This window comes from Pseudomonas cremoris (assembly GCF_014230465.1).
Genome location: NZ_JAAXCY010000007.1, coordinates 292,323 through 319,038 on the forward strand (window position 1 = coordinate 292,323; position 26,716 = coordinate 319,038).

Here is a 26,716-nt window from a genome sequence, read left to right on the forward strand (position 1 = left end):
ACATAACAATAATGCAGATTGAAAACAAGGTCTTCCTGGTCAGCGGCGGCGCTTCGGGCCTCGGTGCGGCCACTGCTGAAATGCTCGTCGCGGCAGGTGCCAAGGTGATGCTGGTGGACTTGAACGCCGACGCAGTAGCGGCCAAGGCCAAGCAGCTGGGGGAAAACGCCCGCAGTGCGGTGGCAGATATCAGTCAGGAAGCCGCTGCCGAAGCCGCAGTGCAGGCGACCGTCGCAGCCTTTGGTGGCCTGCATGGCCTGGTGAACTGCGCTGGCGTGGTGCGCGGCGAGAAGATCCTCGGCAAGAACGGCCCGCATGCATTGGCAAGCTTTGCCCAAGTCATCAACGTCAACTTGATCGGCAGCTTCAACCTGCTGCGCCTGGCGGCTGCGGCCATCGCCGAAACCGAAGCGAATACCGATGGCGAACGTGGCGTGATCATCAACACCGCCTCGGTGGCAGCGTTTGACGGGCAGATCGGCCAGGCAGCGTATGCCGCCTCCAAAGGCGCGATTGCCAGCCTAACGTTGCCCGCCGCCCGCGAACTGGCGCGTTTCGGTATCCGCGTGATGACCATCGCTCCCGGCATTTTCGAAACCCCGATGATGGCGGGCATGACCCCGGAAGTCCGCGATTCCCTGGCCGCCGGCGTTCCATTCCCGCCGCGCCTGGGTAAACCTGCCGAATACGCTGCACTGGTGCGGCATATCATTGAAAACAGCATGCTCAATGGCGAGGTGATCCGTCTCGACGGCGCCTTGCGCATGGCGGCCAAGTAAGGAGTATTTGCCATGACTGATCCCATCGTAATTGTCAGCGCCGTGCGTACGCCTATGGGCGGGTTCCAGGGCGACCTCAAGGGCCTGACGGCGCCACAGCTGGGCGCTGCCGCGATTCGTGCGGCTGTTGAACGCGCCGGTATTGCCACCGATGTCGTGGATGAAGTGTTGTTTGGCTGCGTGCTGCCCGCCGGTCTCGGCCAGGCGCCAGCACGGCAAGCCGCTTTGGGCGCAGGGCTGGACAAGTCCACCCGTTGCACCACCCTCAACAAAATGTGCGGTTCGGGCATGGAAGCGGCGATTCTCGCGCATGACTCTCTACTGGCTGGCAGCGCCGAGGTGGTGATCGCCGGTGGCATGGAAAGCATGTCCAACGCGCCGTACCTGCTGGACCGCGCTCGCAGCGGTTACCGCATGGGTCATGGCCGTGTGCTCGATCACATGTTCCTCGACGGCCTTGAAGACGCCTACGACAAGGGGCGCCTTATGGGCACATTTGCCGAGGATTGCGCCGAACACAACGGCTTTACCCGTGAGGCCCAGGACGCCTTCGCCATCGCCTCCCTGACCCGTGCGCAGGAAGCCATTGCCCACGGCAGCTTCGCGGCCGAAATTGTCCCGGTGCAGGTCACCGTGGGCAAAGAGCAGAAAACCATCCTGCACGACGAGCAGCCGCCTAAAGCCAAGCTGGACAAGATCGCCAGCCTGAAACCGGCGTTCCGCGAAGGGGGGACGGTCACTGCGGCCAACTCCAGCTCGATTTCCGACGGTGCGGCAGCGCTGCTGTTGATGCGCCAGTCCGAGGCCGCCAGGCGCGGGCTCAAGCCACTGGCGGTGATCCATGGTCACGCAGCGTTCGCCGATGAACCGGGACTATTCCCAGTAGCGCCGGTCGGCGCGATCCGCAAGCTGATGACCAAGACCGGCTGGAACCTTGACCAAGTGGACTTGTTCGAGATCAATGAAGCCTTCGCTGTGGTGAGCCTGGTGACCATGAGCAAACTGGAAATCCCCCACGACAAGGTGAATATCCACGGCGGCGCTTGCGCCTTGGGCCATCCGATTGGCGCGTCGGGTGCTCGGATCCTGGTGACCTTGCTCTCGGCCCTGCGCCAGAAAGGCCTCACGCGTGGCGTTGCGGCCATCTGTATCGGCGGTGGTGAAGCCACGGCCATGGCTGTCGAATGCCTGTACTAAGGACTGATCACCATGCTGCCCAATGACGAACAACTGCAAATCAGCGACGCCGCCCGGCAATTCGCCCAAGAGCGCCTGAAGCCTTTCGCCGCCGAATGGGATCGCGAGCATCGCTTTCCCAAGGAAGCCATCGGCGAAATGGCCGAACTGGGCTTTTTCGGCATGTTGGTGCCCGAACAGTGGGGCGGTTGCGACACCGGCTACCTGGCCTACGCCATGGCCTTGGAAGAAATCGCCGCCGGCGACGGCGCCTGCTCCACCATCATGAGCGTGCACAACTCGGTGGGTTGCGTGCCGATCCTCAAGTTCGGCAACGACCACCAGAAAGAGCAGTTCCTCAAGCCCCTGGCCAGCGGCGCCATGCTCGGCGCCTTTGCCTTGACCGAACCCCAGGCCGGCTCCGACGCCAGCAGCCTGAAAACCCGCGCACGCCTAGAGGGCGACCACTACGTGCTCAATGGCTGCAAGCAGTTCATTACCTCCGGGCAAAACGCCGGGGTGGTGATTGTGTTTGCGGTGACCGACCCTGCAGCGGGCAAACGCGGGATCAGCGCATTCATCGTGCCGACCGATTCGCCGGGCTACACCGTGGCACGTGTCGAGGACAAGCTCGGCCAGCACGCGTCGGATACTTGCCAGATTCTGTTTGAAGACGTGAAAGTTCCGGTGGCGAACCGATTGGGTGAGGAGGGCGAAGGCTACAAGATCGCCCTGGCCAACCTGGAAGGTGGCCGCGTGGGTATTGCTTCGCAAGCGGTTGGCATGGCCCGCGCCGCCTTTGAAGCAGCTCGCGACTATGCGCGTGAGCGTGAAAGCTTCGGCAAGGCGATCATCGAACACCAGGCCGTTGCCTTTCGCCTAGCCGACATGGCTACGCAAATCGCCGTTGCCCGGCAGATGGTGCACTACGCTGCCGCGTTGCGTGACAGCGGCAAGCCGGCACTGGTCGAAGCGTCCATGGCCAAGCTGTTTGCCTCGGAAATGGCCGAGAAAGTCTGCTCGGCCGCCTTGCAAACCTTAGGCGGTTACGGTTACCTGAGCGACTTTCCCCTGGAGCGGATCTACCGCGATGTGCGGGTCTGCCAGATTTACGAAGGCACCAGCGATATTCAACGCATGGTCATCTCACGCAATCTCTAAGGAGCCGATACATGAGTTACGAAACCATTTTGCTCGAAGTTCAGGGCCGCGTCGGGCTGATTACCCTCAATCGCCCGCAAGCCTTGAACGCGTTGAACGCCCAACTGGTCAGCGAACTGAACCAGGCGCTGGATGGCCTGGAAGCCAACCCTGAGATTGGCTGCATTGTGCTGACTGGTTCGAAAAAGGCCTTCGCCGCCGGTGCCGATATCAAGGAAATGGCCGAGCTGACCTACCCGCAGATCTACCTCGACGACCTGTTCAGCGACAGTGACCGCGTGGCCAACCGCCGCAAGCCGATCATCGCCGCAGTCAATGGCTTCGCCCTTGGTGGCGGCTGTGAGCTGGCGTTGATGTGCGACTTTATCCTGGCGGGCGACACGGCCAAGTTCGGCCAACCGGAAATCAACCTCGGCGTACTGCCAGGCATGGGCGGCACCCAGCGCCTGACCCGCGCCGTGGGCAAGGCCAAGGCCATGGAAATGTGCCTGACCGGCCGTTTTATCGATGCGGTGGAAGCTGAGCGCTGCGGGATCGTCGCCCGTATCGTACCGGCAGATGAACTGCTGGAGGAGGCCTTGAAAGTCGCCACGTTGATTGCTGGCAAGTCAGTGCCGATCAGCATGATGGTCAAGGAAAGCGTGAACCGCGCATTTGAAGTGAGCCTGTCGGAAGGCGTGCGCTTTGAGCGTCGCGTGTTCCACGCGGCGTTTGCAACGCTGGATCAGAAGGAAGGCATGGCGGCATTCGTAGCCAAGCGCACGCCCGACTTCAAGGACAAATAACCCGATCTCCCAGGCACAGGAGATCAAAGTGTGGGAGCGGGCTTGCTCGCGAAAGCGGTGGTCCAGTCGGTTGATGTACTGGCTGATACTCCGCCTTCGCGAGCAAGCCCGCTCCCACACAAGCTCGCTCCCCTATCAGTTCTGTGGTGTGCGTGATTAAAGTTGGTAGTGCTTGAGCTCGCGAGCAATCACCATCCGCTGAATCTCGCTGGTCCCCTCATAAATCTGCGTAATCCGCGCATCCCGGTAGTAGCGCTCCACCGGGTAATCTTCCAGATACCCATACCCGCCATGAATCTGCATCGCTGACGAGCAGACCTTCTCCGCCATTTCCGAAGCAAACAGCTTGGCCTGGGAGGCTTCCGACAGGCAGGGTTTACCGGCACTGCGCAGGCGCGCCGCGTGGAGGATCAACAGGCGGGCGGCATTCAGGCGGGTTTGCATGTCGGCCAGCAGGTTAGCCACGCTCTGGTGCTCGATGATGGCTTTGTCGAACTGCACGCGGTCACGGGCATAGGCCAGCGCCGCTTCGAACGCCGCACGGGCGATGCCCAGGGCTTGGGCCGCAATGCCAATGCGACCGCCTTCCAGGTTCGACAGCGCGATAGCCAGGCCTTTGCCACGTTCACCGAGCAAGTTGGCTTCGGGCACTGTGCATTGGTTGAGGGTCACGGCGCAGGTGTCTGAGGCGCGGATGCCCATCTTGTGTTCGGTGCGGTCTACCACAAAGCCTGCAGTATGGGTGGGTACCAGGAACGCAGAGATACCTTTCTTGCCCAGTTCCGGGTCGGTCACGGCAAACACAATCGCCAGCTTGGCGCGTTTGCCGTTGCTGACGAACTGCTTGGCGCCATTGATCACCCACTGGCCGTCGCGCAGTTCGGCGCGGGTGCGCAGGTTGTGGGCTTCGGAGCCGGCTTGCGGTTCGGTCAGGCAGAAGCAGCCAATCGCCTGGCCGCTGGCGAGGTCGGCGAGCCAGGTCTGTTTCTGTTCGGGTGTGCCGTAGTTGAGGATCGGCCCGCAACCCACTGAATTATGGATACTCATCAGCGCGCCAGTGGCGCCATCCCCGGCGGAAATCTCTTCAACGGCGAGGGCATACGCCACGTAGTCGACGTAGGTGCCGCCCCATTCTTCGGGCACCACCATGCCCAGCAGACCCAGCTCACCCATCTTCGCGACCAGGCGGTCGTCGATCCAGCCGGCTTTCTCCCACGCTTGGGCATGGGGGGCGATTTCGCCACGGGCAAAGTCGCGGGCCATGTCGCGGATCATCACTTGTTCTTCTGTGTATTCAATATCTTGCATGGCTTAGTTCGCAACCTGCTCGAAGTGATGAAAGAAGCTCTCGACATGGCTGGCGTCCAGCCCGTCGAGGGTGGGAGGGTTCCAGCGCGGGGTCTTGTCCTTGTCGATGATCAGGGCGCGCACGCCTTCGATCAGGTCGCCGCGTTCGAACCATTGGCGATCCAGGTGCAGTTCCAGGGCAAAGCATTGCTCCAACGGCAGGCGTCGACCACGGCGTAGCATTTGAAGGGTCACGGCCATGGCCAGGGGCGAACGGGTTTGCATCAGGTTGGCGGTGGTCACGGCCCATTCATGGCTGTCGGCGACCGTGACGGCCTGCAATTGTTCGACGATGCTCGGCACATCTGGCAGGGCAAAGAAGTGGTCGATGGCCGGGCGCAAGGCTGCCAGCGGCGCGTCTGGCAGTTGCTGCACCGCCAGTTTGGCAAGCAGGCCTTGCAGGTCTTTGAGCGGGGAATCGTGCCAATGCAGGCGGTCGAGTTTCTGGTTCAGGTCGTTAAGCTTGGCACTGTCGATGTACCAGTCCGCCAGCCCGCAATACAGCGCATCCGCCGCACGGATTTGAACCCCGGTAACGCCCAGGTAAGTCCCCAGTTCGCCGGGGATGCGTGACAGGAAATAGCTGCCGCCCACGTCCGGGAAGTACCCGATGGCGGTTTCCGGCATGGCCAGGCGGCTGCGCTCGGTGACTACGCGTAAGTCGGCGCCTTGCACCAGCCCCATGCCGCCGCCCAGTACAAATCCGTCCATCAGCGCGAGGACGGGCTTGCGGTAGTGGTGGATGAGCAGGTCGAGTGCGTACTCCTCGACGAAAAAGTCTTGGTGGAGCGTGTCGCCACTTTTAAAGCTGTCATACAGGGAACGGATGTCGCCGCCGGCGCAAAAGGCCTTCTCGCCAGCGCCGCGCAGGACGACGGCGTACACCGCCGGGTCATCGGCCCAGGCCTGCAGCAGACGGGTGAGGCTGCGAACCATGTCCAGGGTAATGGCGTTCAAGCCGGCGGGGCGATTGAGGGTGAGGTGGCCGATGTGGTTGCGGACGTCGGCCAGCACCTCTTCTGAACCTGTATCGATGCGGCGTGCCTCGGATGAAACCTGAGCAGTCATCTCTAACTCCCTGCTTTTATTGTTCTTTATCAAGAGGTTCGCGGACGAACCATCTCGTGATCGTACCAGTGCAAATTTGCCCAGTACAACCCGGAATCATGCAGGTCGTTTTTGCATTTATGCAGCGCGTTCGGCCAACACTTCACCGATGCTGCGGCGCCGCGCATGGGCTTCAGCGGTATGGATCAGCTGTTCCAGTTCAGTGGGCTCGATATCGTAGAACTGCTCCATATCGGCCAGCGCCAGCTTGAGGTCGGCGGCGGTGATTGCAGCGTCGACCGGAGTCGGCGTACTGCCAAGGGGTGTTGCCGGTGCCTCAATGGCGCCTTTGGGATAGCGCGTGCGCGTGGCGTTGTTGTACGCCAGGGCGCAGATCAACAGCGCGCCGGCACCGAGCATCACCGCCCCCAGCTCGGACCACCCCAAGGCCGCAGACGCTGGATCGGCCAGTACCAGGCTCATGGCCAGGCCACCCGCTGGCGGGTGCAGGCAGCGTAGCCAGCAGATCAAGATCACCGTCATACCGGCTGCCAGGCAGGCACTGCCCAAGGTACGTCCCAGCACGCGGGCTACCAATAAGGCCACCACGCCTGCGCACAGGTAACTGCCGATGATCGACCAAGGCTGCGCCAATGCGCCGGAAGACACGGCAAACAACAGCACTGCCGAAGCCCCCAACGGGCCAAGCAGGTGCAGGGCGACGTCCATGCCGAAGACTTGGCCGCACAGCCAGACACTGAGCATTGTGCCCAACGCCATGCCGATAGCGGCGCGGCTCCATTCAGTGGGGCGGGTATTGATAGCAGCGGGGAACCAGCGAGCGAGCATCGAGAGGGAGTCCATAAACGGCAGGCAAAAAAAAGGCTCGTCTGGTCGCCCGGAAAAGCCCTTTGAAAGTTCCAACATTTGGGGGAGGAACCTGCGCAGTGTGCCGCGCTGAATAGCGCGACGCCAATGCATATTAATGAGGGTTAAATGCAAAAATAATGCAGTTATAGCGTGCCCCGCGCCGGCATTGCCGGCGCACAGCGTCAAGGTTGCACAGGTTTAGCCAAGTGCAGCAGCACATACGGGTCCTTGTCGAACTCGCCGGTGAGCGTCGGAGTGAGACCGCTAAAGCGCGGGTCTTTCAACAAGGCGAAGTCCGCAGCACTCATCACCAGCCAGGCCGGCGCCACTATCGGGTTCAGGTCCGACGGTTGTTGCGTAAACAGCGGTACGCGGTCGCAATCGTAATTGACCATGAACTTGATCGCTTTGGCGTCCTTGCCCAGGCCATGCAGGATCACGGGGGCGCGATCTTGCTGAACCTGTGCTTTCACCGCCAGGCTGAACGTTCGGGTGTCGTAGAGACTGCGCTCCAACGGCTCGACAATCACGATATAGGTGGTCCAGATTGCCAGCACCGCAATCAATGCAGGGCCTACAGGGCGCAGGCGCGGTTTGAACACCGTCAGCAACGCCAATACCTGCAGCACGACCAGCACGCTAAGAATCGGCGCAAGACTGCCCAATTGCTCGGCGTAGCGACGCCGTACCATCCACAACCCGACCGCCAGCAACGCGGGCAGCAGCACCCAGATACCGAGCATCAAGCCGCGCAACCAAGCGAACAGCCGGCCTTGTGCGACCTGGAAAGGATACGCAGCAATAATCGCCGCCATCGGCAACATCGGCAGCACATAACGCGCCTTCTTCGCTTGCGGGATCGACAGGCCAAGCATTACCAACAGGCCTGCCGCCGCGCAGTACAGCACCAGCTGCAACGCCGGGTCTGGTGTACGTCGCCCGCCGACTGCCACGCCAAGCAGTACCAGCAATGCCAGTGGGTAGGCGAGGGCGTAGTTGCCCAGCGAGCTGGTGAAGTAATACAACGCGCCGCTGGAGCCTTCGCTACCGTCCATGCGCCCCAGGAACTGCATGCGAATCACGTCTTGCATGAACGTGTCGCCGCCGCTGAGTTTGGCCAGCAACAACAGCAAGCCCACACAAGCGCCCAGCAACGCCAGGGCCAACAGCCCGAAGCTGAACAGCCGGCTCCATTGGCGGTTGATCAGGTAATAGCTGCACAACATGCCGGTAGGAATCACCAAGCCGATCGGCCCGCGAATCGCAAAACCGAGGATCAGCAGCAGATACAACCAGTGCAAACGCTTGCCGGCACCGAAGTGATCATGGCTATAACCGAGGTAGAACACCGCCAGGGCGACGGCCGCGAGCATTTGGTCGAGGGACACCGCGCGGGTTTCGCTGATGAAGGTGCTGCTGAGCAACAACATCAGTACGCTGAGCACTCCCCAGCGTGGCGAGTAGGGCGCGGTCAGGCGATACACCAGGATGACGATGATGGCCGAGGCCATCGCCGTCGGTAACCAGGCCGTGAGGCTGGTGACCTGGTCAAATGGCAACGACAGCAGCCAGGTCAGTATCGTCGAGGTCGCCAGGTAATCGGCATACGGCTGGCCGTACGTGGTCGGGAAGAAGCTCGGCCCATGGCGCAGCATCTCCTGGGCGAACACCACGAAACGCGAGTCGAAACCGATGATTGCCTGGTGCCAGTTACCGGCGATAAACAGCAACAGCGCCAACAAGCCCAAGCCGAGGGATTGCTGGCGAATGGTTGCATTCAGCAGGGGCGGTTGGGCTTTGTTCACGTCTCAGGCTTCCACGACCTGATCTGCCGATTGAGCCACCCACTGTTGCTGGGGAATCGGCAGCTGGCACGAATCGCCACGGCCAATCGGGTAGTACTGGAAGCCTTTACGGGCCAGGCGTTCGCCGTCGTACAGATTGCGACCGTCGAAGATCACCGGGGTTTTCAAACGCTGGTGGATCAAGTCGAAGTCCGGGGCCTTGAATTGCTGCCATTCGGTGCAGACGATGAGCGCATCGGCGCCGCTCAAGGCTGACTCGGGAGTGCCCAACAGGGTCAGGCGAGATTCTTCGCCGTAGATACGCTGGGTTTCCTGCATGGCTTCCGGGTCGAACGCGCGCACGTTGGCGCCGGCGGCCCACAGCGCTTCCATCAGAACGCGGCTTGGTGCGTCGCGCATGTCATCGGTGTTGGGCTTGAATGCCAGGCCCCACAAGGCGAAGGTCTTGCCCTGGAGATCGCCCTTGAAGAACGCGTTGATTCGCTCAAACAGCTTGCTCTTTTGGCGTTGGTTGATGGCTTCCACCGCTTCCAGCAGGTCGCTGGAGCAATTGGCTTCCTTGGCGCTGTGGATCAGGGCGCGCATGTCTTTCGGGAAACACGAACCGCCGTAGCCGCAGCCGGGGTAGATAAAGTGGTAACCGATGCGCGAGTCGGCGCCGATACCCAGGCGCACGGCTTCGATGTCCGCGCCCAGGTGTTCGGCCAGCTCGGCGATCTGGTTGATAAAGCTGATCTTGGTAGCCAGCATGCAGTTGGCGGCGTACTTGGTCAGTTCGGCGCTGCGCAGGTCCATGAAGATGATGCGGTCGTGGTTGCGGTTGAACGGCGCGTACAGGTCACGCATCACGTCGCGCACCTCTTCACGCTCGCAGCCGATGACAATGCGGTCCGGGCGGCGGCAGTCGGCAACCGCCGAGCCTTCCTTGAGGAATTCCGGGTTCGAGACGATATCGAACTCCAGGTGCCGGCCAGCAGCGTGCAGGGCTTTTTCGATGTGCGCGCGCAGGGTGTCGCCGGTGCCGACCGGTACGGTGGATTTTTCCACCAGGATCACTGGCTCGATGCGGTGGCGCGCTACGGCATCGCCAACCGACAGCACATATTTCAGGTCAGCCGAACCGTCTTCATCCGACGGTGTACCCACGGCAATGAACAATACTTCGCCGTGTTCAACCGCGAGTTTTTCGTCGTGGGTAAAGTGCAGTCGCCCGCTTTCCAGGTTCTCTTTGACCATGGCCGCCAGCCCCGGCTCGAAGATGGTCACATGGCCTTTCTGCAGCGACTCGACCTTGTTCTTGTCTACGTCCATGCAGATGACATCGTGACCGACTTCGGCCAACACAGTGGCCTGCACCAGGCCGACGTAACCGCTACCAAATACACTGATTTTCATGGGGCATTCCTGGGACTTGTAGTACTAGCACGGCGAGAGTTGATAACCAGAACACCGAGGACGACCAAGGCCACCCCCAGGGTTTTTGAAAGCGAGAAATGTTCGTTGAACACCGGCAGGCTGGCCGCCAGCAGGTACACCAGCGCGTAGCTGATGCTCAGCAGCGAATAGGCGCGGCCCAGCGGCAGGTGCTTGAGCGCGCCGAGCCAGCAAAGCATCGACAGCGCATAGGCAAAGATCGCCAGGATCACCACGCCAAGGGCACCGAGGTCGATGGCATTGCTGTTGAATGCGCTGAGCCATTCGGTAGGCAGCGGCAAGCGCGTCATGCTCCAGCGCATGCCCAACTGGGCGGCGCTGACCAGGCCGACACTGCCCAGGGCCAGGGCAAAGCCTTGCGTGCGGCTCATACCTGGCGCCCCAGCAACACCACGCCGGCTATCACCAGCACCACGCCGAGCCAGTGGCGGCCATCGATGTGTTCGTGAAAGACAAAGCGTGCCACCAACGTGACCAGTACGAAGTTCAGACTGAGCATGGGGTAGGCAATGCCCACCTCCAGGCGCTGCAACACCAGCAACCACACCAGCAGGCCCAGGCCCAGGCAGATCAATGCTGCCCACAACCAGGGTGAGCGTAGTTTCAGCGCCCAGCCATCAGGCAGGTCGCGCCAGCTTTCCACCGCAAACTTCTGCGAGACCTGGCCCATGCACGTCAGCAAGCAGGCCGCCAATAACAGGAGCAGGGTGATCATTGCCCAGCCTGCGGGAAGATCAGAATCACGATATTGCCTTGTTCATAACGCTTGCCGTCGTTGGGCAACAAGGCAACTTCGGCAATCTCATCGTCACCTTTAACCCGCATCACCACACCGACCGGACCTTTTTTGCGTGCGTCGCTCATCCATTGCTGGACGTGGGTGGTGTCGATCTTGTGATGGGTGGCATCCGCGTAAGTCAGGCCGTATTTGACTTCACCGACGGTGTTGTAGAGGGTCACGTCCGGACGAGCCAAACGCCAGGACAGTGCAGACGCAGCGCCGAGATCATTGCTCAGCAAGGCGGTGGCCGGTTGCAGTTCCTGCAGGTGATCGATGATGAATTGGTCCGGGGTCTTGTTGTAGACCACCGAGTGCGGCAGTGCGGCAGGCACCAGCGCCACCAGCAACCAACTGCCGATCACTGGCGCGGCCCACAGTTTCAATGGACGCGCGGCCTGCAGCAGGTTGGCGATGATCCAGCCGAACAGGAACACGAACACCAGCACCAGGCTGAGGGTTTCCTGGCCATGCTCGTACACCGGTTTCTTCAATTGGAACCAGGTCAGCGCCAACAGGCCGAGGATACCGACCACCAGGTTCAACCAACCGTTGATGCGCAAGGCACGGCTGCGGCCTGCGGCAAGCTTGTCGGCCAGGGTCGAACCCATCAGCAGGGCCAGGGGCAGCAGGCACGGCATGATGTAAGAGGGCAACTTGCCCTTGGCCAGGCTAAAAAATGCCAGCGGCATCAGCAGCCACAGCAACAGGAAGGCTGTTTTTGGCAGACGCTTTTCTTGCCACGCGTGCTTGACGGTGGACGGCAACAGGGCGACCCAAGGCAGCGAGAACGCGACCAGCAGCGGCAGGTAGTACCAGAACGGCTCGGCGTGCTGGGCGTCTTCACCGGCAAAGCGTTGGATATGCTCGTGCCAGAAGAAGAAGTTCCAGTAATCCGGCTCTTGCAGGTGCACCGCCAGCGCCCACGGCAGGCTGACCACAATCGCCACGACCACGGCGACCACGCCATAACCCAGCAACTCACGGAAGCGTTTCTGCCAGATTGCGTAGGGCAGGGCGATCAGTACCGGCAACAGCCAGGCCAGGAAGCCTTTGGTCATGAACCCCATGCCACAGGCAAAACCCAATAACGCCCAGGAACCCAGGCGGCCATTACGCGTGGTGCTGTCGAAGCAAAACCACAACGCCACGCCGGTCAGGTTGACCCAGAAGGTGAACTGCGGGTCAAGGTTGGCGTAGCCACCCAAGGCCGCGACGCTGACAAAACTCATGTACAGCACGGTGCTGACCAGCGTCTTTTGCGGGTCATTCCACAAGCGGCGCGAGACCAGGTACACCAGCAGGATGCTCAGACCGGTACTCAGCGCCGAGGCGAAACGCACGCCAAACAGGTTCTGGCCGAAAATCGCCTGGCCCAGCGCGATCATCCAGTAACCCGCCGCCGGTTTTTCAAAGTAGCGAATGCCCATGAAGTGCGGCGACGCCCACTTGCCGGTCAGCAGCATTTCCTGGCTGATCTGCGCGTAGCGGGTTTCATCGGGAATCCACAGGCCATGGGTGGCCAGCGGAATCAGGTAAAACACAGCAAACGCCAACAGGAGCAGGGGCAGCGCCCAACGCCGGATCATGCCTGTTGTACTCCGAGCCAACCCTCGCGGCCGGGCAAGGCGCCACGCACCAGGTGTTGCTGGGGCAGGGTGGTCAGGTCCGCCGGCAACAGGTCGCCCAGCGGTTTGAAATCGATACCGCGCTGCCCTGCCTGGGCGAGCAACTGGCGAAAATCGTTGGCCATCAGAATCCCTTCTACTTCTGCGTGGATCGTGTAGACGTTCAGTTTCGATTCGGCGAAGCGGTCGAGAATGAACCCATTGAAGTCTTTGGCAGCCACCACCGGCCCGACGACTTCGTCGAAGGTCGGCAGGTCTACCGGAATTTGTGGGGTGCCCGCGCTGCCATCGGCCAGTGTTGGCCTGAACAGGCTGGTGCCCCGGCAATCGCTGTTGTAGCGAAAGTTGAACCCTTGCTTGGCTTGCACCACACGCTCATCGGCACGCCAGCCGGCGGCCGCTGAACAGTCGATGCGTTCACCGAGGATGTCGCTGAGGGTGTCGACGCCACGGCGGATCTGTTCGATCAGCTGTGCTTCGCTCCAGCGCCCGGTGTTGGCCTGCCAGCCGTGGTGATCCCAGGCGTGCAGGCCGACTTCGTGCCCGGCGGCCTTGGCCTGGCGCATCAAGTGCCCCAGGTCACGGCCAATCGGCTTGCCCGGCCAGGCAGTGCCGGCCAGTAAGATATCCAGGCCATACAGGCCTACGGCATTGGAACGCAGCATCTTCCACAGGAACTGCGGGCGGATGAGACGCCACAAGTGGCGTCCCATGTTATCCGGCCCGACGCTGAAGAAGAACGTCGCTTTCACCGAGGCTTCATCCAGGGATTCGAGCAACCGCGGCACACCTTCACGGGTGCCACGGTAGGTGTCGACATCAATGCGAAGACCTGCCTGCATCAGCGCTTGTCCGCGATTTCGAGCATGGCTTCTTTCAGGAAGAAGTCGAGGGTGTTGCCGATGGTCTCGCTCATCTCAACGGTTGGCTCCCAGTTCAGCAGGCGCTTGGCGTTTTCGATGCTTGGCTTGCGGTGCGCCACGTCCTGGTAACCGGTGCCGTAGAACGCCTTGCTCTCTACGTCGCGGAAACCGGCGAACGGAGGGAAGTTGCTGCGCAGTGGGTGAGCTTCGAACTGACGCAGCAGTTCCTCGCCCAGCTGACGGATGCTGGCTTCGTTTTCCGGGTTGCCGATGTTGATGATCTGGCTGTCGCAGACACCGTTTTCGTTATCAATGATGCGTGCCAGGGCTTCGATGCCGTCGGCGATGTCAGTGAAGCAGCGCTTCTGCTCGCCACCGTCGAACAGACGAATCGGCGTGCCTTCCACCAGGTTGAGGATCAACTGGGTGATGGCGCGGGAGCTGCCGATACGTGCCGAATCCAGGCGGTCCAGGCGCGGGCCCATCCAGTTGAACGGACGGAACAGGGTGAATTTCAGGCCTTTGTCGCCGTACGCCCAGATCACGCGGTCCAACAGCTGCTTGGAGACCGAGTAGATCCAGCGTTGCTTGTTGACCGGGCCGACCACCAGGTTGGAGGTGTCTTCGTCGAAGTATTGGTCCTGGCACATGCCATAGACTTCGGAGGTCGATGGGAAGATCACGCGCTTGTTGTACTTGACGCAGTAGCGAACCAGTTTCAGGTTTTCTTCGAAGTCCAGCTCGAACACGCGCAACGGGTTACGGGTGTATTCGATCGGCGTGGCGATGGCCACCAGCGGCAGGACCACGTCGCACTTCTTGATGTGGTATTCGATCCACTCGGTGTGAATGCTGATATCGCCTTCCACGTAGTGGAAGTTCGGGTGGCTGCGCAGGCGCTCGATGGCGTCGGAGCCGATGTCCAGGCCGTAGATTTCGTAACGGTCGTCACGCAGCAGGCGCTCGGACAGGTGGTTACCGATAAAGCCGTTCACACCCAGGATCAGCACGCGGGTACGACGTGGCTTGCGGCCGGACTCGGCGCCGCGCAGCACGGAGCCGTCAACCAGGCCCAATACGTCCGCCAGGGCAGGGCCGGCCAGAAACAGGCCGTCTTCGTTGCGCTGGCCGAACTTGATCACCAGGGAGTCTTCACCGCAGGCGATGCGCAGCGGGTTAACGCTGATCACACGGCCAGGCGCGAGGCCTTCGTTGCCCTTGGCGACTTCGGCTTGCCACACGATCAGCTTGTGCTCGCCCACGGCGCAGAAAGCGCCCGGGTACGGTTGGGTCACGGCACGAACCAGGTTGAACAGCTCTTCTGCCGGTTTTTTCCACTCCAGCTTGCCATCGGCAGCCGTGCGGCGGCCGAAGTAGGTGGCTTGGCTTTCGTCCTGGGCGGTTTCGCCCAGTTTGCCAGCGGCCAGTTGCGGCAGGGCATCGCGCAGCAGGTTGGCGGCGGCGTCACGCAGCTTGGCGTGCAGGGTGAGGCCGGTATCGCTGCGGTCGATGATGACTTTTTGCTGGGCCAGGATCGCGCCGGCATCGGCACGCTTGACCATGCGGTGCAGGGTTACGCCGGTTTCGGTTTCGCCGTTGACCAGTACCCAGTTGGCAGGTGCGCGGCCACGGTATTTCGGCAGCAGCGAACCGTGCAGGTTGAACGCGCCTTTGCTGGCAGTGGCCAACAGAGGCTCGCTCAGCAGGTTGCGGTAGTAGAACGAGAAGATGTAGTCCGGGTTCAGCTTGGCAATACGCTCGATCCACAGTGGGTGGTTGGCGTCTTCCGGCGCGTGCACCGGAATGCCGTTGCGGGCGCAAAGCTGGGCGACGGAACCGTAGAAATTGTTTTCCTTGGGGTCATCGGCATGGGTAAACACGGCAGCAATGTCGTAGCCGGCAGTCAGCAGGGCTTCAATACCTGCACAGCCAATATCGTGGTATGCGAAGACAACGGCTTTTGAATTCATGACGAAACCTGATCGGAAGGAGAAGTAGAAGTGGAGGTGTGGGAGGACGCCAGGCCGTCAACCACGACGACTGGGGCCGGCGCTGCGGGTTGGTTGCGCAGCACTTTTTCGATAAAGAACCGAGGGCGAGCACGCACGTCGCTGTACATGCGGCCCAGGTATTCACCCAGCAAGCCCATGCCGATGAACTGGCCACCGGTGAACACGAACAGCACCGCGAACAGTACGAACATGCCGTCGCCAGCCCATTGGGCACCAAAGGCCAGGCGCAGCACGATCAAGGCGAAGGCGAACAGCACGCCCAGGCCTGCCAGGCTGAAACCGACGATGGACAACAAGCGCAGCGGGGTGGTGGTCATGCACGTCAGCAGGTCGAACATCAGGCTGATCAGGCGCATGGCACTGTATTTGGATTCGCCGTGTTCACGCTCGGCGTGATGCACCAGGATCTCCGTGGTGTGACGGGCAAAGCCGTTGGCCAGGATCGGGATGAAGGTGCTGCGTTCGCGGCAGGCGAGCATGGCATCGACGATGGTGCGGCGGTAAGCGCGCAGCATGCAGCCGTAGTCGGTCATGGCCACACCGGTGGAGCGTTGCACGGCCAGGTTGATCAGGCGTGACGGCCAGCGGCGGAAGGCTGAGTCCTGGCGGTTGTTGCGCACGGTGGCAACCACGTCGTAACCCAGGGCAGCCTGCTCGACCAGGCGCGGGATTTCTTCGGGTGGGTTCTGCAGGTCGGCATCAAGGGTAATCACCACCTCGCCCCTGCATTGTTCGAAGCCGGCCATGATCGCCGCGTGCTGCCCGTAGTTGCGGTTGAGGATCACCGCGACCACGTTGCTGCCGTCTTCTGCGGCGGCGTCTTCGAGCATTTGGGCCGATTTGTCGCGGCTACCGTCATCCACCAGGATGATTTCGTATTCGTAGGCCAGTTGCTTGCAGGCTGCAGTGGTGCGACGCAGCAATTCAGGCAGGCTCTCTTCTTCGTTGTAGACCGGGATGACGATCGACACGCAATGAATAGGGTAGGGTTTCAAGAATTCATGACCTCGGGGGTTAGAGCAACTTGGAGCGTGAAGACAGCAGTAATCAGGGGGGGCTAGCGCCTTAACTGATTAAACGTAGCGTGGGGTGGCGATTATTCATTCGACTTTCCTGAGACGGGCAATAGGATCTTCCATGGCGGTGACTGGATTAAAGCTCAAAAAACGCAAAGGTAAAGCGTAATCAACAGGTTAGTCGGGGAAAACGCGGTTCGTTCTCAAGTCCTGAGGCCAAGATTAAGCGGAAAAATGTTGAACGAATATGAAAGGCAGATGAAAAACTCGTTTATTTGACAGGTAGACAGCTAGGGTTCAGCTAAAGATTCAACGCGTTACGCAGGGTTCGCGCCCAATCCAGGCGCCCTGTCATGCATACCCGCTTTTCGTGAAGAATCTTCTCTGCAATGCGCCTCAAGTGCCGGTAAAGTAAGCCATCTCTTGCCAGGGTACTCGGATGAATAGCGTGCAGCTTTTACGCGGCCAGTTGCGGCCGGTGTTGATGGGGTTGTTGATGACCGTGGCGTGTGTCACCACGGTGCGGGCCGATGAAGGCGTGGCGCTCACTAGCATCGACCAGGTGCCCGACGGCGTGGAAGTGCGTGGCAAGCAAATCGCCGCCTATACCTGGGATGATCGCCAAGGCAAGAACCTGTTGGTACTCGCCGAGCAAGTTAGTGAGCGCGACGACGACGGCACCCAGTCGGCGTTCGTCTATGCCGCCCAATACCTGATCGACGGCAACCGCCCCAAGCGCGTGTGGATGCTCTATGACGATGTGCAGCATTGCGAATTCGACGCCGCGCTGCGCTTTGACATGGCGGCGACCAAAGTCACCGACCTGACCGGCGATGGCATCACCCAGGCCACCGTGGGCTATTCGCGCACCTGCACCAGCGATGTCAGCCCTAACGAATTCAAATTGATCATGCACGTGGGCAAGTCGCAGAAATTCCGCCTGCGCGGTGTCGACCGTTATGGCGCGAGCTGGTGGGACGAGGAGGCCGGCGCCTTGCGCGGCATGCCGCTGCCCAAGGATTGCAGCGTTGCCGCCCAGCAAGCGTTGGTCAGCCAATACAAGGAGCAGGGCACCGAGTTGCCGTTGCCGGGTTGTTATGGCGAAGAGAAGGACTTTGCCAAGGCGCCGGACGCTTACCTGACGTTCATGCGCCAGCATTGGTTCGCCTTGATGCAGAAGCAGGACACCGAATGGAGCCAGACCCAGACTCAGCCGCAAGCACCTACCGAGGATGACGACGTCGCCCCGTGACTTTGCGCGAAGGCCGCTCGTGGGTTAGACTCGGTCTTCGCCAACTCACTAAATACCTCGATTAAACAAAGGCTTGTATGAGGTATTTAATCCAAAGGCTGATCTATATTGACTGAGTCCATTCGCAACCCGCTGACCCTTTACCTCACCCGCCTGGCGCCCTCCAGCCAACTGACCATGCGCTACGTGCTGCAAGATGCAGCCGACCGCCTGGGCTATGAAGACATCAACCTCGAAGACATCGACTGGCACCTGTTGCAGCCCGAACACGTGATCGCCCTGGTGGCGGCATTGCGCGAGGACGGCTACGCGCCGAACACCTCGTCGTTGTACGTGAACGCCGTGCGTGGGGTGATGAATGAGGCTTGGCGGATGAACCTGATCGACCAGGAACATTTGCTGCGCATGCGTACGGTCAAGGCCGCGCCTGGAACCCGTCTGGGCCAAGGCCGCAACCTGCGCCGCACGCTGATTCGGGAGATGATGGAGGTCTGCGCTGCCGACCCCAGGCCCCAAGGGCTAAGGGACGCGGCGGTTATCGGGATTCTCTACGGCTCGGGCATGCGCAAGTCGGAGTCGGTCAACCTTGACCTGGCTCAGGTCGATTTTGATGAGCGCAGCCTGCGGGTGACCGGCAAGGGTAACAAGGAGCTGCTCAAGTACGCACCGGATTGGGCGTTCGCCAAGTTGCAGGCTTGGTTGGACTTTCGTCGTGGGCAACTCAAGGAAGGCGAACAGGACGATACGTTCCTGTTCAATCGCATCCGCCGGGGCAGCCATATCACCCGGGAACGCATCACCAAACATGCGATTTACTACATCGCTCGCCAGCGCGGCGAGCAGGTCGGCGTGAAGATCATGCCTCACGACTTCAGGCGCTCATTCATTACGCGGGTGATCGAAGAGCATGACCTGTCGATTGCCCAGAAGCTGGCGCACCACACCAATATCCAGACCACTGCCAGTTATGACGTACGCGATGACAATGAGCGGCGCCGTGCGGTGGATCGGTTTGACCTGTAGGCAAAATCAGCCGTGCTGGCAGGCATCGCCCAGCCGTACATAGTCGAGTTCGTGCCGCACGCCCTGACTGTCCACATACACCACATGGCCCTTGACCGGGCCACAGGTGGTCGATGCGGCATTGGTATTGCGCACGGCCTTGGCGATATCCAGGTCTTCTGAATAGTCATCGGCCTGGTTGACCGGCGTCGTCGCCCCTGCGGCGGGATCACCCTGGGCGGCGGCGAAGGTGCTGAGCAGGCTTAACACCGCGATAAACAAATAACGCATGACGATCTCCAGCACCGGAACGGTGGCGGCTTGACTGTGGTCGTCATTCTATTAAGCCCAGGCGCCGGCCAGAACGGATTCCGGCCAATAGCGGTCATCAGCGAAAACAATACAAGCGAGCGCTAGGAGGAGGGCGGGGGGCTCGCGAGGTGCGCCGGCAGGCGACTCAGCGTCCAGATCACCGTCAGCAGCGCGGCGACTGCACACAGCGCGATGCCGATCAGCATTGGCGCGGGCGTGTGATCGGCGTACACACCGACCAACGTCATGGACACCGCGGCCGTAATCATCTGGATCGCCCCCAGCAGTGCCGAAGCAGAGCCTGCGACGGCGCCATGATCTTCCAGCGACAGCACACCGGCTGCCGGCAGTAGCAGGCCAAGAAAGCCAAAACCGATAAACAACAACGTCATCATCAGCGCGAGGCTGTCGACCCACAGCGTAGTGACGGCCAGCAACACCATTACCGCCGCCACGGCCATCACCGACCAGCGAATCACCGGTGCCAGGCCGAAACGCGCGCTCAGGCTTGCGGTGAGTTGGCTCATGGCAAAAAACGACGCAGCGTTGACCGCGAACCCCAGGCTGAACTGCGTGGGCGTCAGGCCGTAATGTTCGATGTACACGAACGGTGCGCTGCCGATGAACACAAAGAACGTCGCCAGGCCAAACCCGCTGACCACCGATAAACCGGTGAACACCGGGTCACGCAACAACGCGCCGTAGCTGCCGAATGCACTGCCCAGCGTCTTGCCCAGGCGGCGTTCGGCTGGGTGGGTCTCCGGCAATTGCACGACGGTCATGACCAGGCACGCCACAGCCACCACGGCGAGTGCGGCGAACACCTCGCGCCAGCTCCACAGCGAAATCACCAGGCTGCCGGCCAAGGGCGCAAGGATCGGCGAGACGCTCATCACCAGCATCAACAAGGCCATCAACTTGGCGGCTTCATGACCGGTGTAGAGGTCGCGCACGATCGCCCGAGGAATCACCATCCCGGCGCACGCGCCGAACGCTTGCAGAGCCCGAAAACCGATCAGCACTTCAATGGTCGGTGCCAACGCGCAGCCGACACTGGCCACCGCAAAAATCGCCAATCCTGCATAGATAGGTGGCTTGCGCCCGAACACATCGCTGATTGGGCCGTAGAACAGTTGGCACACACCAATGATCATGAAGAACACCGTGAGGCTCATCTGCACCGCAGCCGGCGAGGCATGCAGGCTGGCACCGAGGGTCGGCAATGCTGGCAAGTAACTGTCGATGGCGAACGGGCCGACGGCGGTGATCAACCCCAGCAACAGGGCAAGGTGGGCGATGCTTCGAGACATGGACGTTCCGGGGGCAGTCGTGCAAAAGAGCGCCAGCTTATGTTTCGCGGCGGTGGCATACAAGCCTGATTGACGCTGACCAGTCCCTGGCGTTGAATGGGCCCCGTCATTTACCACCCGCCAAGGAATTGCAGTGCTCAGAAACGTCACCGACATGGATTTGCGCCTGTTGCGGATTTTTTCCGTGGTGGTCAAGTGCGGCGGGTTCACGGCGGCGCAGGCCGAATTGAACATGAGCCAATCGAATATCAGCACGCATATTTCCGGCCTGGAAAAACGCCTGGGCTACCGGATTTGCGAGCGTGGTAAAGGCGGCTTTCGCCTGACTGAAAAGGGCCAGCGCATTCTTACCGCGTCAACGGCGTTGTTTGGTGCCGTGGATGCGTTTCGTGATGAGGCGCAGGATTTGTCGGGGCGTTTGGTCGGGGATTTGTACCTGGGACTGGCGGACAATATTGCTACCTTGCCAACGGCACGCATCGACGCAGCCATCGCGCGTTTTTATCAGCGTGAACACGATATGCACCTGCATATTTTCGTCAACTCACCGACAGAGCTGGAGCTGGCGGTGATTGACGGGCAGTTGGACATGGCCATCTCCTATTTCAGCCGGCCCTTGCCGACGCTGACCTACCAGCCGTTGTACAGCGAAGCGATTGGTATTTTCTGCGGCCAAAAGCACCCGCTGTACGCGGTACCGTTACCCAGCCTTGAGCAACTGCAAGCGTGCGACTGGATCAAACATGGCTTCCTGCCTGCCGACCAGACGCTGCCGGTGACACCCAAGCGCGCATCGGCCACCGCCTATCACATGGAAGCGGTGGCCCACGGCGTATTGGCGGGCACCCACTTGGGTTATCTACCGGCCCATTACGCCGCGCCGTGGATCGCCAGCGGCCACATGCGCGCGCTGCACCCCGAAACGCTGCATTACGCGGTGCAGCACAGCATGATTACCCATATCGGGCATCCCCAAAGCGAAGCGGTGCGGGCGTTCATCGATGACCTACTGGCGGAACACCGCGGGTAGGTCGCCGTGCACAGCGTTGCGGTAGATCTGGCTGTAGGCGTGGGCATCCAAGGGTTGGGCATTGGTGTCTGAGGACGAGATATCGGCCACGGCCTGCTCGCCGACCCAATCAGCCACGTCGGCATCCAAGCCGATTTCACGCAACGTATGGGGAATCGCCAATTGTCGGCGCAGCTGCAGGACCCACTGCACAAAACCGTCGAAGTCCGCCTGTGGCAGTTCCAGGTAGCGCGCCAGTCGCGCAATATCACGGCTGATCACCTCACGATTGGCGACCATCACGTAGGGCAACAAGATGGCGTTCAACAGCCCATGGTGCTTGTGAAAACGCGCGCCCAGCGGATGGGCGAGGGCATGCACACCGCCCAAGCCTTTCTGGAAGGCCACAGCGGCCATGGCCGACGCCACGAGCATGCCTTCGCGGGCCAACAGGTCCTGGCCATCGGCGTAGGCCGCGGGCAAATGTTGTTGGATCAGGCGCACGCCTTCCACTGCGACCCCGGAGGACATCGGGTGATACAGCGGCGAGCAGAACGCTTCGATGTGGTGGGTGAGGGCGTCCATGCCCGTCGCAGCGGTAAGCGCCGGCGGCAGGCCCCGGGTCAGGATCGGGTCGAGAATGACCGTGGCCGGCAGTAACTCGGGATGACTGATCACCTGCTTGATCTGCTGGTCGCTGAGGGTCAGGACTGCTTCGCGGCCCAGCTCGGAGCCGGTGCCTGCCGTGGTGGGCAAGGCAATCAGTTTGGGCAGGTCCAAACGAGGGAAATCTGCCAGGCTTGGGTAACGGCTGATCACCTGGGACCATTCGAAACGCGCCAGCCCATGCCGATCGACCGCCGCTAGGCTGATGCCTTTGGCCGCATCCATGGCGCTGCCGCCGCCCAACGCAATCAATGAGTCATGGTCCCCAGCCTGGAACGCCGACACGCCCAATGCGACATCGTCCAGCGTGGGGTTGCCGTGGATATCACTGAACACCGCAAACGGAATATCCGCCTGGGTTAAATGCGCTTTCAGCAGTGCCAACGGTTCCAGGGCGAGCATGCCGGGGTCTGTCACCAGCAAGGGCTTGCGCATTTCCAGCAAGGCGCAGCGCTCGGCCAGGTTCTCCAGCGCACCAGGGCCGCAGAAGATTTCCGTGGGGTAATTCCAATAGTGAATCGCAGACATCTGAAACTCCGTGTCCAGGTTAATAGGTGCGCAGCTGCGGGGTGACGGTGCGTAGTGTCGGCTTGGCCCAGAACAGGTAGATCAACCCAAGCACGGCAAGGATCGAGAACACCAGGATGACCGCCCACACCTGGAACCATGGCGCTCCAGGCGGAGCGAGTGCTTCGCGGGGCCAGGCCACGTTGATGCTTTCGAACACCAGCCATATAAAGGCGGCGATGTTGACCGCCAGGCCCCAGCGCCCCAGGCTGAAAGTGCCGGGTTCGGGTTTCCAGCGGCCATTAAGACGGGCGAGCAGGGCGCAACTCACCACGATCAGGAACACAAAGAAGAAGCCGCCACTGCCAAAGGCAATCAAGGTGCCGACGGCTGTGGCATTCAGGCCCAAGGCGAGGCCGAAACTGGCGAACAGGGTGCTGAACACCATGGCGGCGAACGGCACTTTGCGTTTGTCGACTCGTCTTAACAGTGCCGACGCCGGCAGGATCTCATCCCGCGCCATCCCGAATACGGCGCGACCGATATAGGTTTGCACCGACACCACGCACGCAATGAATGCCACCAGCACCACCGCCACAAACGGCCGTTCGGCCCAGGCGCCAAACGCATCCACCACGGCAGGTGTGACTGGGTCGATCACCTGGCCTGAGACCATGCCGGCCGTGTCGGTGTAGGACAGAGTGACGGCAAACGCGGTGAGCATGACCGTCAAGCCCACCAGAATCATGGAGCGCAAGATTGCACGGGGCGTTGAGGTGCGGGCGTCTGCCGTTTCTTCGGACACTTGCGAGCAGGCATCGAAACCAAGGAACGCCCAACCACCGACAGCCATGGCGGTCAGAAAGCCCGGCAAGTAAGCGCCGTCGGAACCTTGGCTTGACGTCAGGCCCTCCAATAGCAAGGCGAACGAGTGGTTGCGGAAAAACAGCAGCAACAACACGCCGATACCAATCGAGGCAATGGCTTCCGCGACGATGCCCGCGTTGACGAAGTACTTGAGCGGGTTGATCCCGAACAGATTCACCCCCAGGCCCAGTACTAGCAGCACAGCACCGCTGAACACTTGTGCATTTGCCGAGGGCGGTTCACCGGTAAAAAACAGCCACAACCAGAACCCACCCAAGTAAGCCACGGTGGTCAACGAAGCCAACGCCGAAGCCAGGTACATGAACCCGGTAAACCAGGCCAGGCGTTCTCCCGCCAGACGCTTGACCCACTGATAGCAGCCTCCGGCCAGCGGATATTGCGAGGCGAGTTCGGCGTAAACCAGTGCCACCAGCAGTTGCAAGGCAAGGCAGAGCGGCACTATCCAGACCCAGGAAGGGCCCGCGTTCATCGCGCCCAGTGACATGACTGAATAGATGCCTACAACAGGGGACACGGTGGCGAAGCCCACCGAAAACGAAGACCAGAGCGAAAGCCCCCGGTGCAGTTGTTGGTCGTAGCCTTGGCTGTGCAACAGGCGCTCATCGGCGTTTTGCCGGTCAGACAAATGAGAGGACATAGGTATTCCTTGGGTCGGCAGACACATTATTTTTAGGATCGCCCTTGTGGCCAGGGCGTACCGACAACACATGCTCCATCACGGGGAGGAGTGGGGAGAGCTTAAGAGACGCAAACATTTGGATAAATCCATATGTTTGAAGACTGGCATTTGGATTTTTTGATGTATGAGGGTAGGAACTCAATATATAACTAAACTAAATGACTATTTAGTTTAGTTATAATTTTATTGAATATAAGGCGAGCAGATCAGGGTGCTTTCGAGTCACTGCCGCCGACACTCAGGATGCGTTTATTCACGGAATAACCCGCCACGCGCCATTGGTTATCGTCTTCACGCAACACGACCTTTTCGGTTGCAGGCCCAGTAGAAAAGGTCGAAATGCACTCCACGATTGCATAACGTCCGGCCGGTGCATCAGGCATCTGAGTAGTAAACCCGATATGCGCGGAATTACGCTCCACAAAAGCGCCCAGCCCAAAGCGCATGGCATTGATGCCATGAGTCCAGACCACCTCGGAAGTCGATTCCTTGAGCGACGGACTGGAGACCGCCCAGGTCTGATCGGCGTGGCCTGAATCCAGCAAGCGCAAAAACTCGACCGTGACATTGAACACCTGACGCTGTTCCTGTTCAGTAGCGGGCTCGAAAGCCAGCACCTTGGGTGGTGTTTTGTTGAAGCTGACATCACAGCCTGGCAGCAGCAGCAATGATAAAAGCACAGCGCAGAGTTGCTTCATGCAAAACCTCCAAGGGTGGTGACGTCCTTGGAGCGAGTAAAGATGAAGATCGCCAGGATCGCCATTGGCTGAGGTTTGAGTGAGAGAGTGAGCTTGAAATCTGCTGGGGACTGGCCGTGAATGTGTAATATGATATTACGCATAATGTATATTATGTTAAATCATGTAAATGCCTTACCCCCTCCAAACACCAACCTGCTCCTCATTAGTGACGAAGCATCATCTACCCCCTGAGGAATCATCGTTTGTCCCCGCTACGGCGCTGAAATCTAATCCATCGCAAATAACTAACAAAAACGACTGCGATGGAGCAGATTCAAACATGACCCCTACGTATTCCTTGTTGACCTTGGGCGCTTCGATCCTGTTGATCGTCGTGCTGATCGGTAAATTCCGTGTCCATCCGTTCCTGTCACTCATCGCAGCAAGCCTGCTTGTGGGCGTTGGGACAGGCATGGCGCCCACGGCAATCATTTCGGCATTTGAAAAAGGCATGGGCAGCACGCTCGGCTTCCTTGCCGGCATCATTGGTCTAGGCAGTATTCTCGGCAAGCTCCTTGAGGAATCTGGCGGCGCCAAGCGCATTGCGACGACGCTCTTGAACGTGTTGGGTGAAAAAAATGCGTCTTGGGCCATGATGCTGGTCGGGTTCATCGCCGGTATTCCGGTGTTCTTCGAGGTTGGATTTGTCCTCCTGATTCCGCTGATTTACGTTGTCGCCCGCCAAACCCGGATCAACGTGTTGTACCTCGGTGTGCCGTTGGCCACTTCGCTGATGGTGGTTCATTGCGTTCTCCCTCCGCATCCGGCTGCCACGGCCATCACCGGGATGCTGAATGCCGACATTGGCAAAGTGATTCTCTACGGGCTTATCGTCGGCCTGCCGACGGCTGTGATTGCCGGGCCAATCTGGGTAAAACTGACCTGCGCTCGGCAGGCCCCCGAGGGTCAGGCGCTGTTCCTGGCCGCCCGTAGCGATGTGGTCATTGACGACAGTCAGGCACCCAGTTTCGGTATTGCCATGGTAACGGTGCTGTTGCCGTTGGCCCTGATGGTTGGCAAGACACTGGCCGCGCCTTTATTAACGAAAAACTCGATGGCGCTGGAGTGGGTCTCGTTCATCGGTAACCCGCTGATTGCGCTCGCGCTGTCGATTTGTTTTGCGTACTGGTCCCTTGGCCTGCGACGCGGACTGGGCATGAGCGCCCTCCTCGATCTGACCAACCGTTGCTTCCCGCCATTGGCAGGCATTCTCTTGGTAATTGGCGCTGGCGGCGCGTTCAACGACATGCTGGTCGGCAGTGGCATTGGCAAGGTACTGGCGGACGTGCTGGGACAGTCGCACATCAATCCGATCATTCTGGCGTGGCTGATCGCTGGATTGATGCACTTCGCGATCGGCTCCGCCACGGTCGCCATGATCAGTACGGCCGGCATGATGCTGCCAATCCTGGGCCAGCACCCTGAATACAGCCCAGAGATCCTTGTGATTGCCATCGGCGCAGGTGCGATTGGCTGGACGCATGTCACGGACTCTGCGTTCTGGGTGGTGAAGGAGTACCTGGGTATTTCCTTGTCCGAGGCCATCAAGAAATTCACCGGCGCCACCATCCTCGCCTCCTCCGTGGCGCTGGTATTTACGCTGATACTTTCCAGATTTGTGTGATGCCCCCCTCTCCACCCACCACTTTT

24 protein-coding genes are annotated in these 26,716 nt (G+C 60.4%); 8 read left to right on the forward strand and 16 right to left on the reverse strand.

Translation table 11 applies throughout. The features are described from left to right. Nucleotides 1-11: 11 nt before the first annotated feature. From HF257_RS19380 to HF257_RS19395, 4 genes are read left to right on the forward strand one after another with little or no spacing between them, the layout of a single operon-like run. Complete coding sequence (locus HF257_RS19380; protein ID WP_185706098.1) at nt 12-779, forward strand: SDR family NAD(P)-dependent oxidoreductase; 768 nt, start codon at nt 12-14, stop codon at nt 777-779. A gap of 12 nt (nt 780-791) precedes the next feature. Beyond that, nucleotides 792-1,976 carry an acetyl-CoA C-acyltransferase gene (locus tag HF257_RS19385; RefSeq protein ID WP_185706100.1) on the forward strand — a complete coding sequence of 395 codons (1,185 nt, stop codon included), beginning with the start codon at nt 792-794 and terminating at the stop codon, nt 1,974-1,976. A 12-nt stretch (nt 1,977-1,988) separates the two neighbouring features. After that, complete coding sequence (locus HF257_RS19390) at nt 1,989-3,116, forward strand: acyl-CoA dehydrogenase (protein ID WP_185706102.1); 1,128 nt, start codon at nt 1,989-1,991, stop codon at nt 3,114-3,116. Between the two features lie 11 nt (nt 3,117-3,127). Beyond that, a complete protein-coding gene (locus tag HF257_RS19395; RefSeq protein ID WP_185706104.1) occupies nt 3,128-3,901 on the forward strand; it encodes an enoyl-CoA hydratase in 774 nt (257 codons plus the stop codon). Nucleotides 3,902-4,057: 156 nt separating this feature from the next. Here HF257_RS19395 and HF257_RS19400 read toward each other — a convergent pair whose 3' ends face one another. The 11 genes from HF257_RS19400 to arnC form a co-directional block, all read right to left on the reverse strand. Continuing rightward, nucleotides 4,058-5,209: an acyl-CoA dehydrogenase family protein gene (locus tag HF257_RS19400; RefSeq protein WP_185706106.1), complete on the reverse strand. Its 1,152-nt coding sequence runs from the start codon at nt 5,207-5,209 to the stop codon at nt 4,058-4,060. A 3-nt stretch (nt 5,210-5,212) separates the two neighbouring features. Further along, the gene (locus HF257_RS19405) at nt 5,213-6,316 is read right to left on the reverse strand and encodes an enoyl-CoA hydratase/isomerase family protein (protein ID WP_185706108.1); all 1,104 of its coding nucleotides are present in this window, start codon (nt 6,314-6,316) and stop codon (nt 5,213-5,215) included. A 117-nt stretch (nt 6,317-6,433) separates the two neighbouring features. Next, entirely contained in the window at nt 6,434-7,144 is a 711-nt protein-coding gene (locus HF257_RS19410; protein WP_185706110.1) for an HPP family protein, read from the reverse strand. 203 nt (nt 7,145-7,347) lie between these two features. Then, complete coding sequence (locus HF257_RS19415) at nt 7,348-8,970, reverse strand: ArnT family glycosyltransferase (RefSeq protein WP_185706112.1); 1,623 nt, start codon at nt 8,968-8,970, stop codon at nt 7,348-7,350. A gap of 3 nt (nt 8,971-8,973) precedes the next feature. Next, on the reverse strand, nt 8,974-10,365 hold the full coding sequence (locus HF257_RS19420; RefSeq protein WP_185706114.1) for a UDP-glucose dehydrogenase family protein: 1,392 nt from the start codon (nt 10,363-10,365) through the stop codon (nt 8,974-8,976). After that, nucleotides 10,362-10,775, reverse strand: coding sequence for a 4-amino-4-deoxy-L-arabinose-phosphoundecaprenol flippase subunit ArnF (arnF, locus tag HF257_RS19425; RefSeq protein ID WP_185706116.1), 414 nt, complete (start codon nt 10,773-10,775; stop codon nt 10,362-10,364). Before arnF ends, HF257_RS19420 begins: the two co-directional genes overlap by 4 nt. Then, nucleotides 10,772-11,119 carry a 4-amino-4-deoxy-L-arabinose-phosphoundecaprenol flippase subunit ArnE gene (arnE, locus tag HF257_RS19430; RefSeq protein ID WP_105697370.1) on the reverse strand — a complete coding sequence of 116 codons (348 nt, stop codon included), beginning with the start codon at nt 11,117-11,119 and terminating at the stop codon, nt 10,772-10,774. The genes arnF and arnE overlap by 4 nt, the downstream gene beginning before the upstream one ends. Then, complete coding sequence (gene arnT, locus HF257_RS19435; RefSeq protein ID WP_185706119.1) at nt 11,116-12,771, reverse strand: lipid IV(A) 4-amino-4-deoxy-L-arabinosyltransferase; 1,656 nt, start codon at nt 12,769-12,771, stop codon at nt 11,116-11,118. The genes arnE and arnT overlap by 4 nt, the downstream gene beginning before the upstream one ends. Further along, nucleotides 12,768-13,652, reverse strand: a complete 885-nt coding sequence (gene arnD / locus HF257_RS19440; RefSeq protein WP_185706122.1) for a 4-deoxy-4-formamido-L-arabinose-phosphoundecaprenol deformylase — start codon at nt 13,650-13,652, stop codon at nt 12,768-12,770. The genes arnT and arnD overlap by 4 nt, the downstream gene beginning before the upstream one ends. Then, nucleotides 13,652-15,643 (reverse strand): bifunctional UDP-4-amino-4-deoxy-L-arabinose formyltransferase/UDP-glucuronic acid oxidase ArnA, encoded by a 1,992-nt coding sequence (gene arnA, locus HF257_RS19445; RefSeq protein WP_185706124.1) that lies wholly within the window; start codon nt 15,641-15,643, stop codon nt 13,652-13,654. The genes arnD and arnA overlap by 1 nt, the downstream gene beginning before the upstream one ends. Further along, nucleotides 15,640-16,680, reverse strand: a complete 1,041-nt coding sequence (gene arnC / locus HF257_RS19450; protein WP_185706126.1) for an undecaprenyl-phosphate 4-deoxy-4-formamido-L-arabinose transferase — start codon at nt 16,678-16,680, stop codon at nt 15,640-15,642. Before arnC ends, arnA begins: the two co-directional genes overlap by 4 nt. A gap of 460 nt (nt 16,681-17,140) precedes the next feature. Between arnC and HF257_RS19455 the strand changes: the two genes are divergently transcribed. Further along, nucleotides 17,141-17,953 carry a M949_RS01915 family surface polysaccharide biosynthesis protein gene (locus HF257_RS19455; RefSeq protein WP_185706128.1) on the forward strand — a complete coding sequence of 271 codons (813 nt, stop codon included), beginning with the start codon at nt 17,141-17,143 and terminating at the stop codon, nt 17,951-17,953. 108 nt (nt 17,954-18,061) lie between these two features. Continuing rightward, a complete protein-coding gene (locus tag HF257_RS19460; protein WP_185706130.1) occupies nt 18,062-18,976 on the forward strand; it encodes a site-specific integrase in 915 nt (304 codons plus the stop codon). A 6-nt stretch (nt 18,977-18,982) separates the two neighbouring features. On the opposite strand, the gene HF257_RS19465 is transcribed toward HF257_RS19460, so the two are convergent. Next, a complete protein-coding gene (locus HF257_RS19465) occupies nt 18,983-19,246 on the reverse strand; it encodes a DUF2790 domain-containing protein (RefSeq protein WP_185706132.1) in 264 nt (87 codons plus the stop codon). A 122-nt stretch (nt 19,247-19,368) separates the two neighbouring features. Continuing rightward, nucleotides 19,369-20,577: a multidrug effflux MFS transporter gene (locus HF257_RS19470; protein WP_185712109.1), complete on the reverse strand. Its 1,209-nt coding sequence runs from the start codon at nt 20,575-20,577 to the stop codon at nt 19,369-19,371. A 133-nt stretch (nt 20,578-20,710) separates the two neighbouring features. Here HF257_RS19470 and HF257_RS19475 point away from each other — a divergent pair, with 133 nt between their 5' ends. After that, on the forward strand, nt 20,711-21,607 hold the full coding sequence (locus tag HF257_RS19475; RefSeq protein WP_185706136.1) for a LysR family transcriptional regulator: 897 nt from the start codon (nt 20,711-20,713) through the stop codon (nt 21,605-21,607). Here the strand turns inward: HF257_RS19475 and HF257_RS19480 are convergent. The 3 genes from HF257_RS19480 to HF257_RS19490 all read right to left on the reverse strand — a co-directional run bounded on the left by HF257_RS19480 (nt 21,584) and on the right by HF257_RS19490 (nt 25,024). Then, entirely contained in the window at nt 21,584-22,780 is a 1,197-nt protein-coding gene (locus HF257_RS19480; RefSeq protein ID WP_185706138.1) for an iron-containing alcohol dehydrogenase, read from the reverse strand. The genes HF257_RS19475 and HF257_RS19480 overlap by 24 nt on opposite strands. Before the next feature lie 19 nt (nt 22,781-22,799). Beyond that, nucleotides 22,800-24,284: an APC family permease gene (locus HF257_RS19485; RefSeq protein WP_408635710.1), complete on the reverse strand. Its 1,485-nt coding sequence runs from the start codon at nt 24,282-24,284 to the stop codon at nt 22,800-22,802. A 248-nt stretch (nt 24,285-24,532) separates the two neighbouring features. Next, nucleotides 24,533-25,024, reverse strand: a complete 492-nt coding sequence (locus HF257_RS19490; RefSeq protein WP_185706140.1) for a DUF4019 domain-containing protein — start codon at nt 25,022-25,024, stop codon at nt 24,533-24,535. Nucleotides 25,025-25,346: 322 nt separating this feature from the next. Here HF257_RS19490 and HF257_RS19495 point away from each other — a divergent pair, with 322 nt between their 5' ends. Then, on the forward strand, nt 25,347-26,690 hold the full coding sequence (locus HF257_RS19495; protein ID WP_185706142.1) for a GntT/GntP/DsdX family permease: 1,344 nt from the start codon (nt 25,347-25,349) through the stop codon (nt 26,688-26,690). Nucleotides 26,691-26,716: the final 26 nt, after the last annotated feature.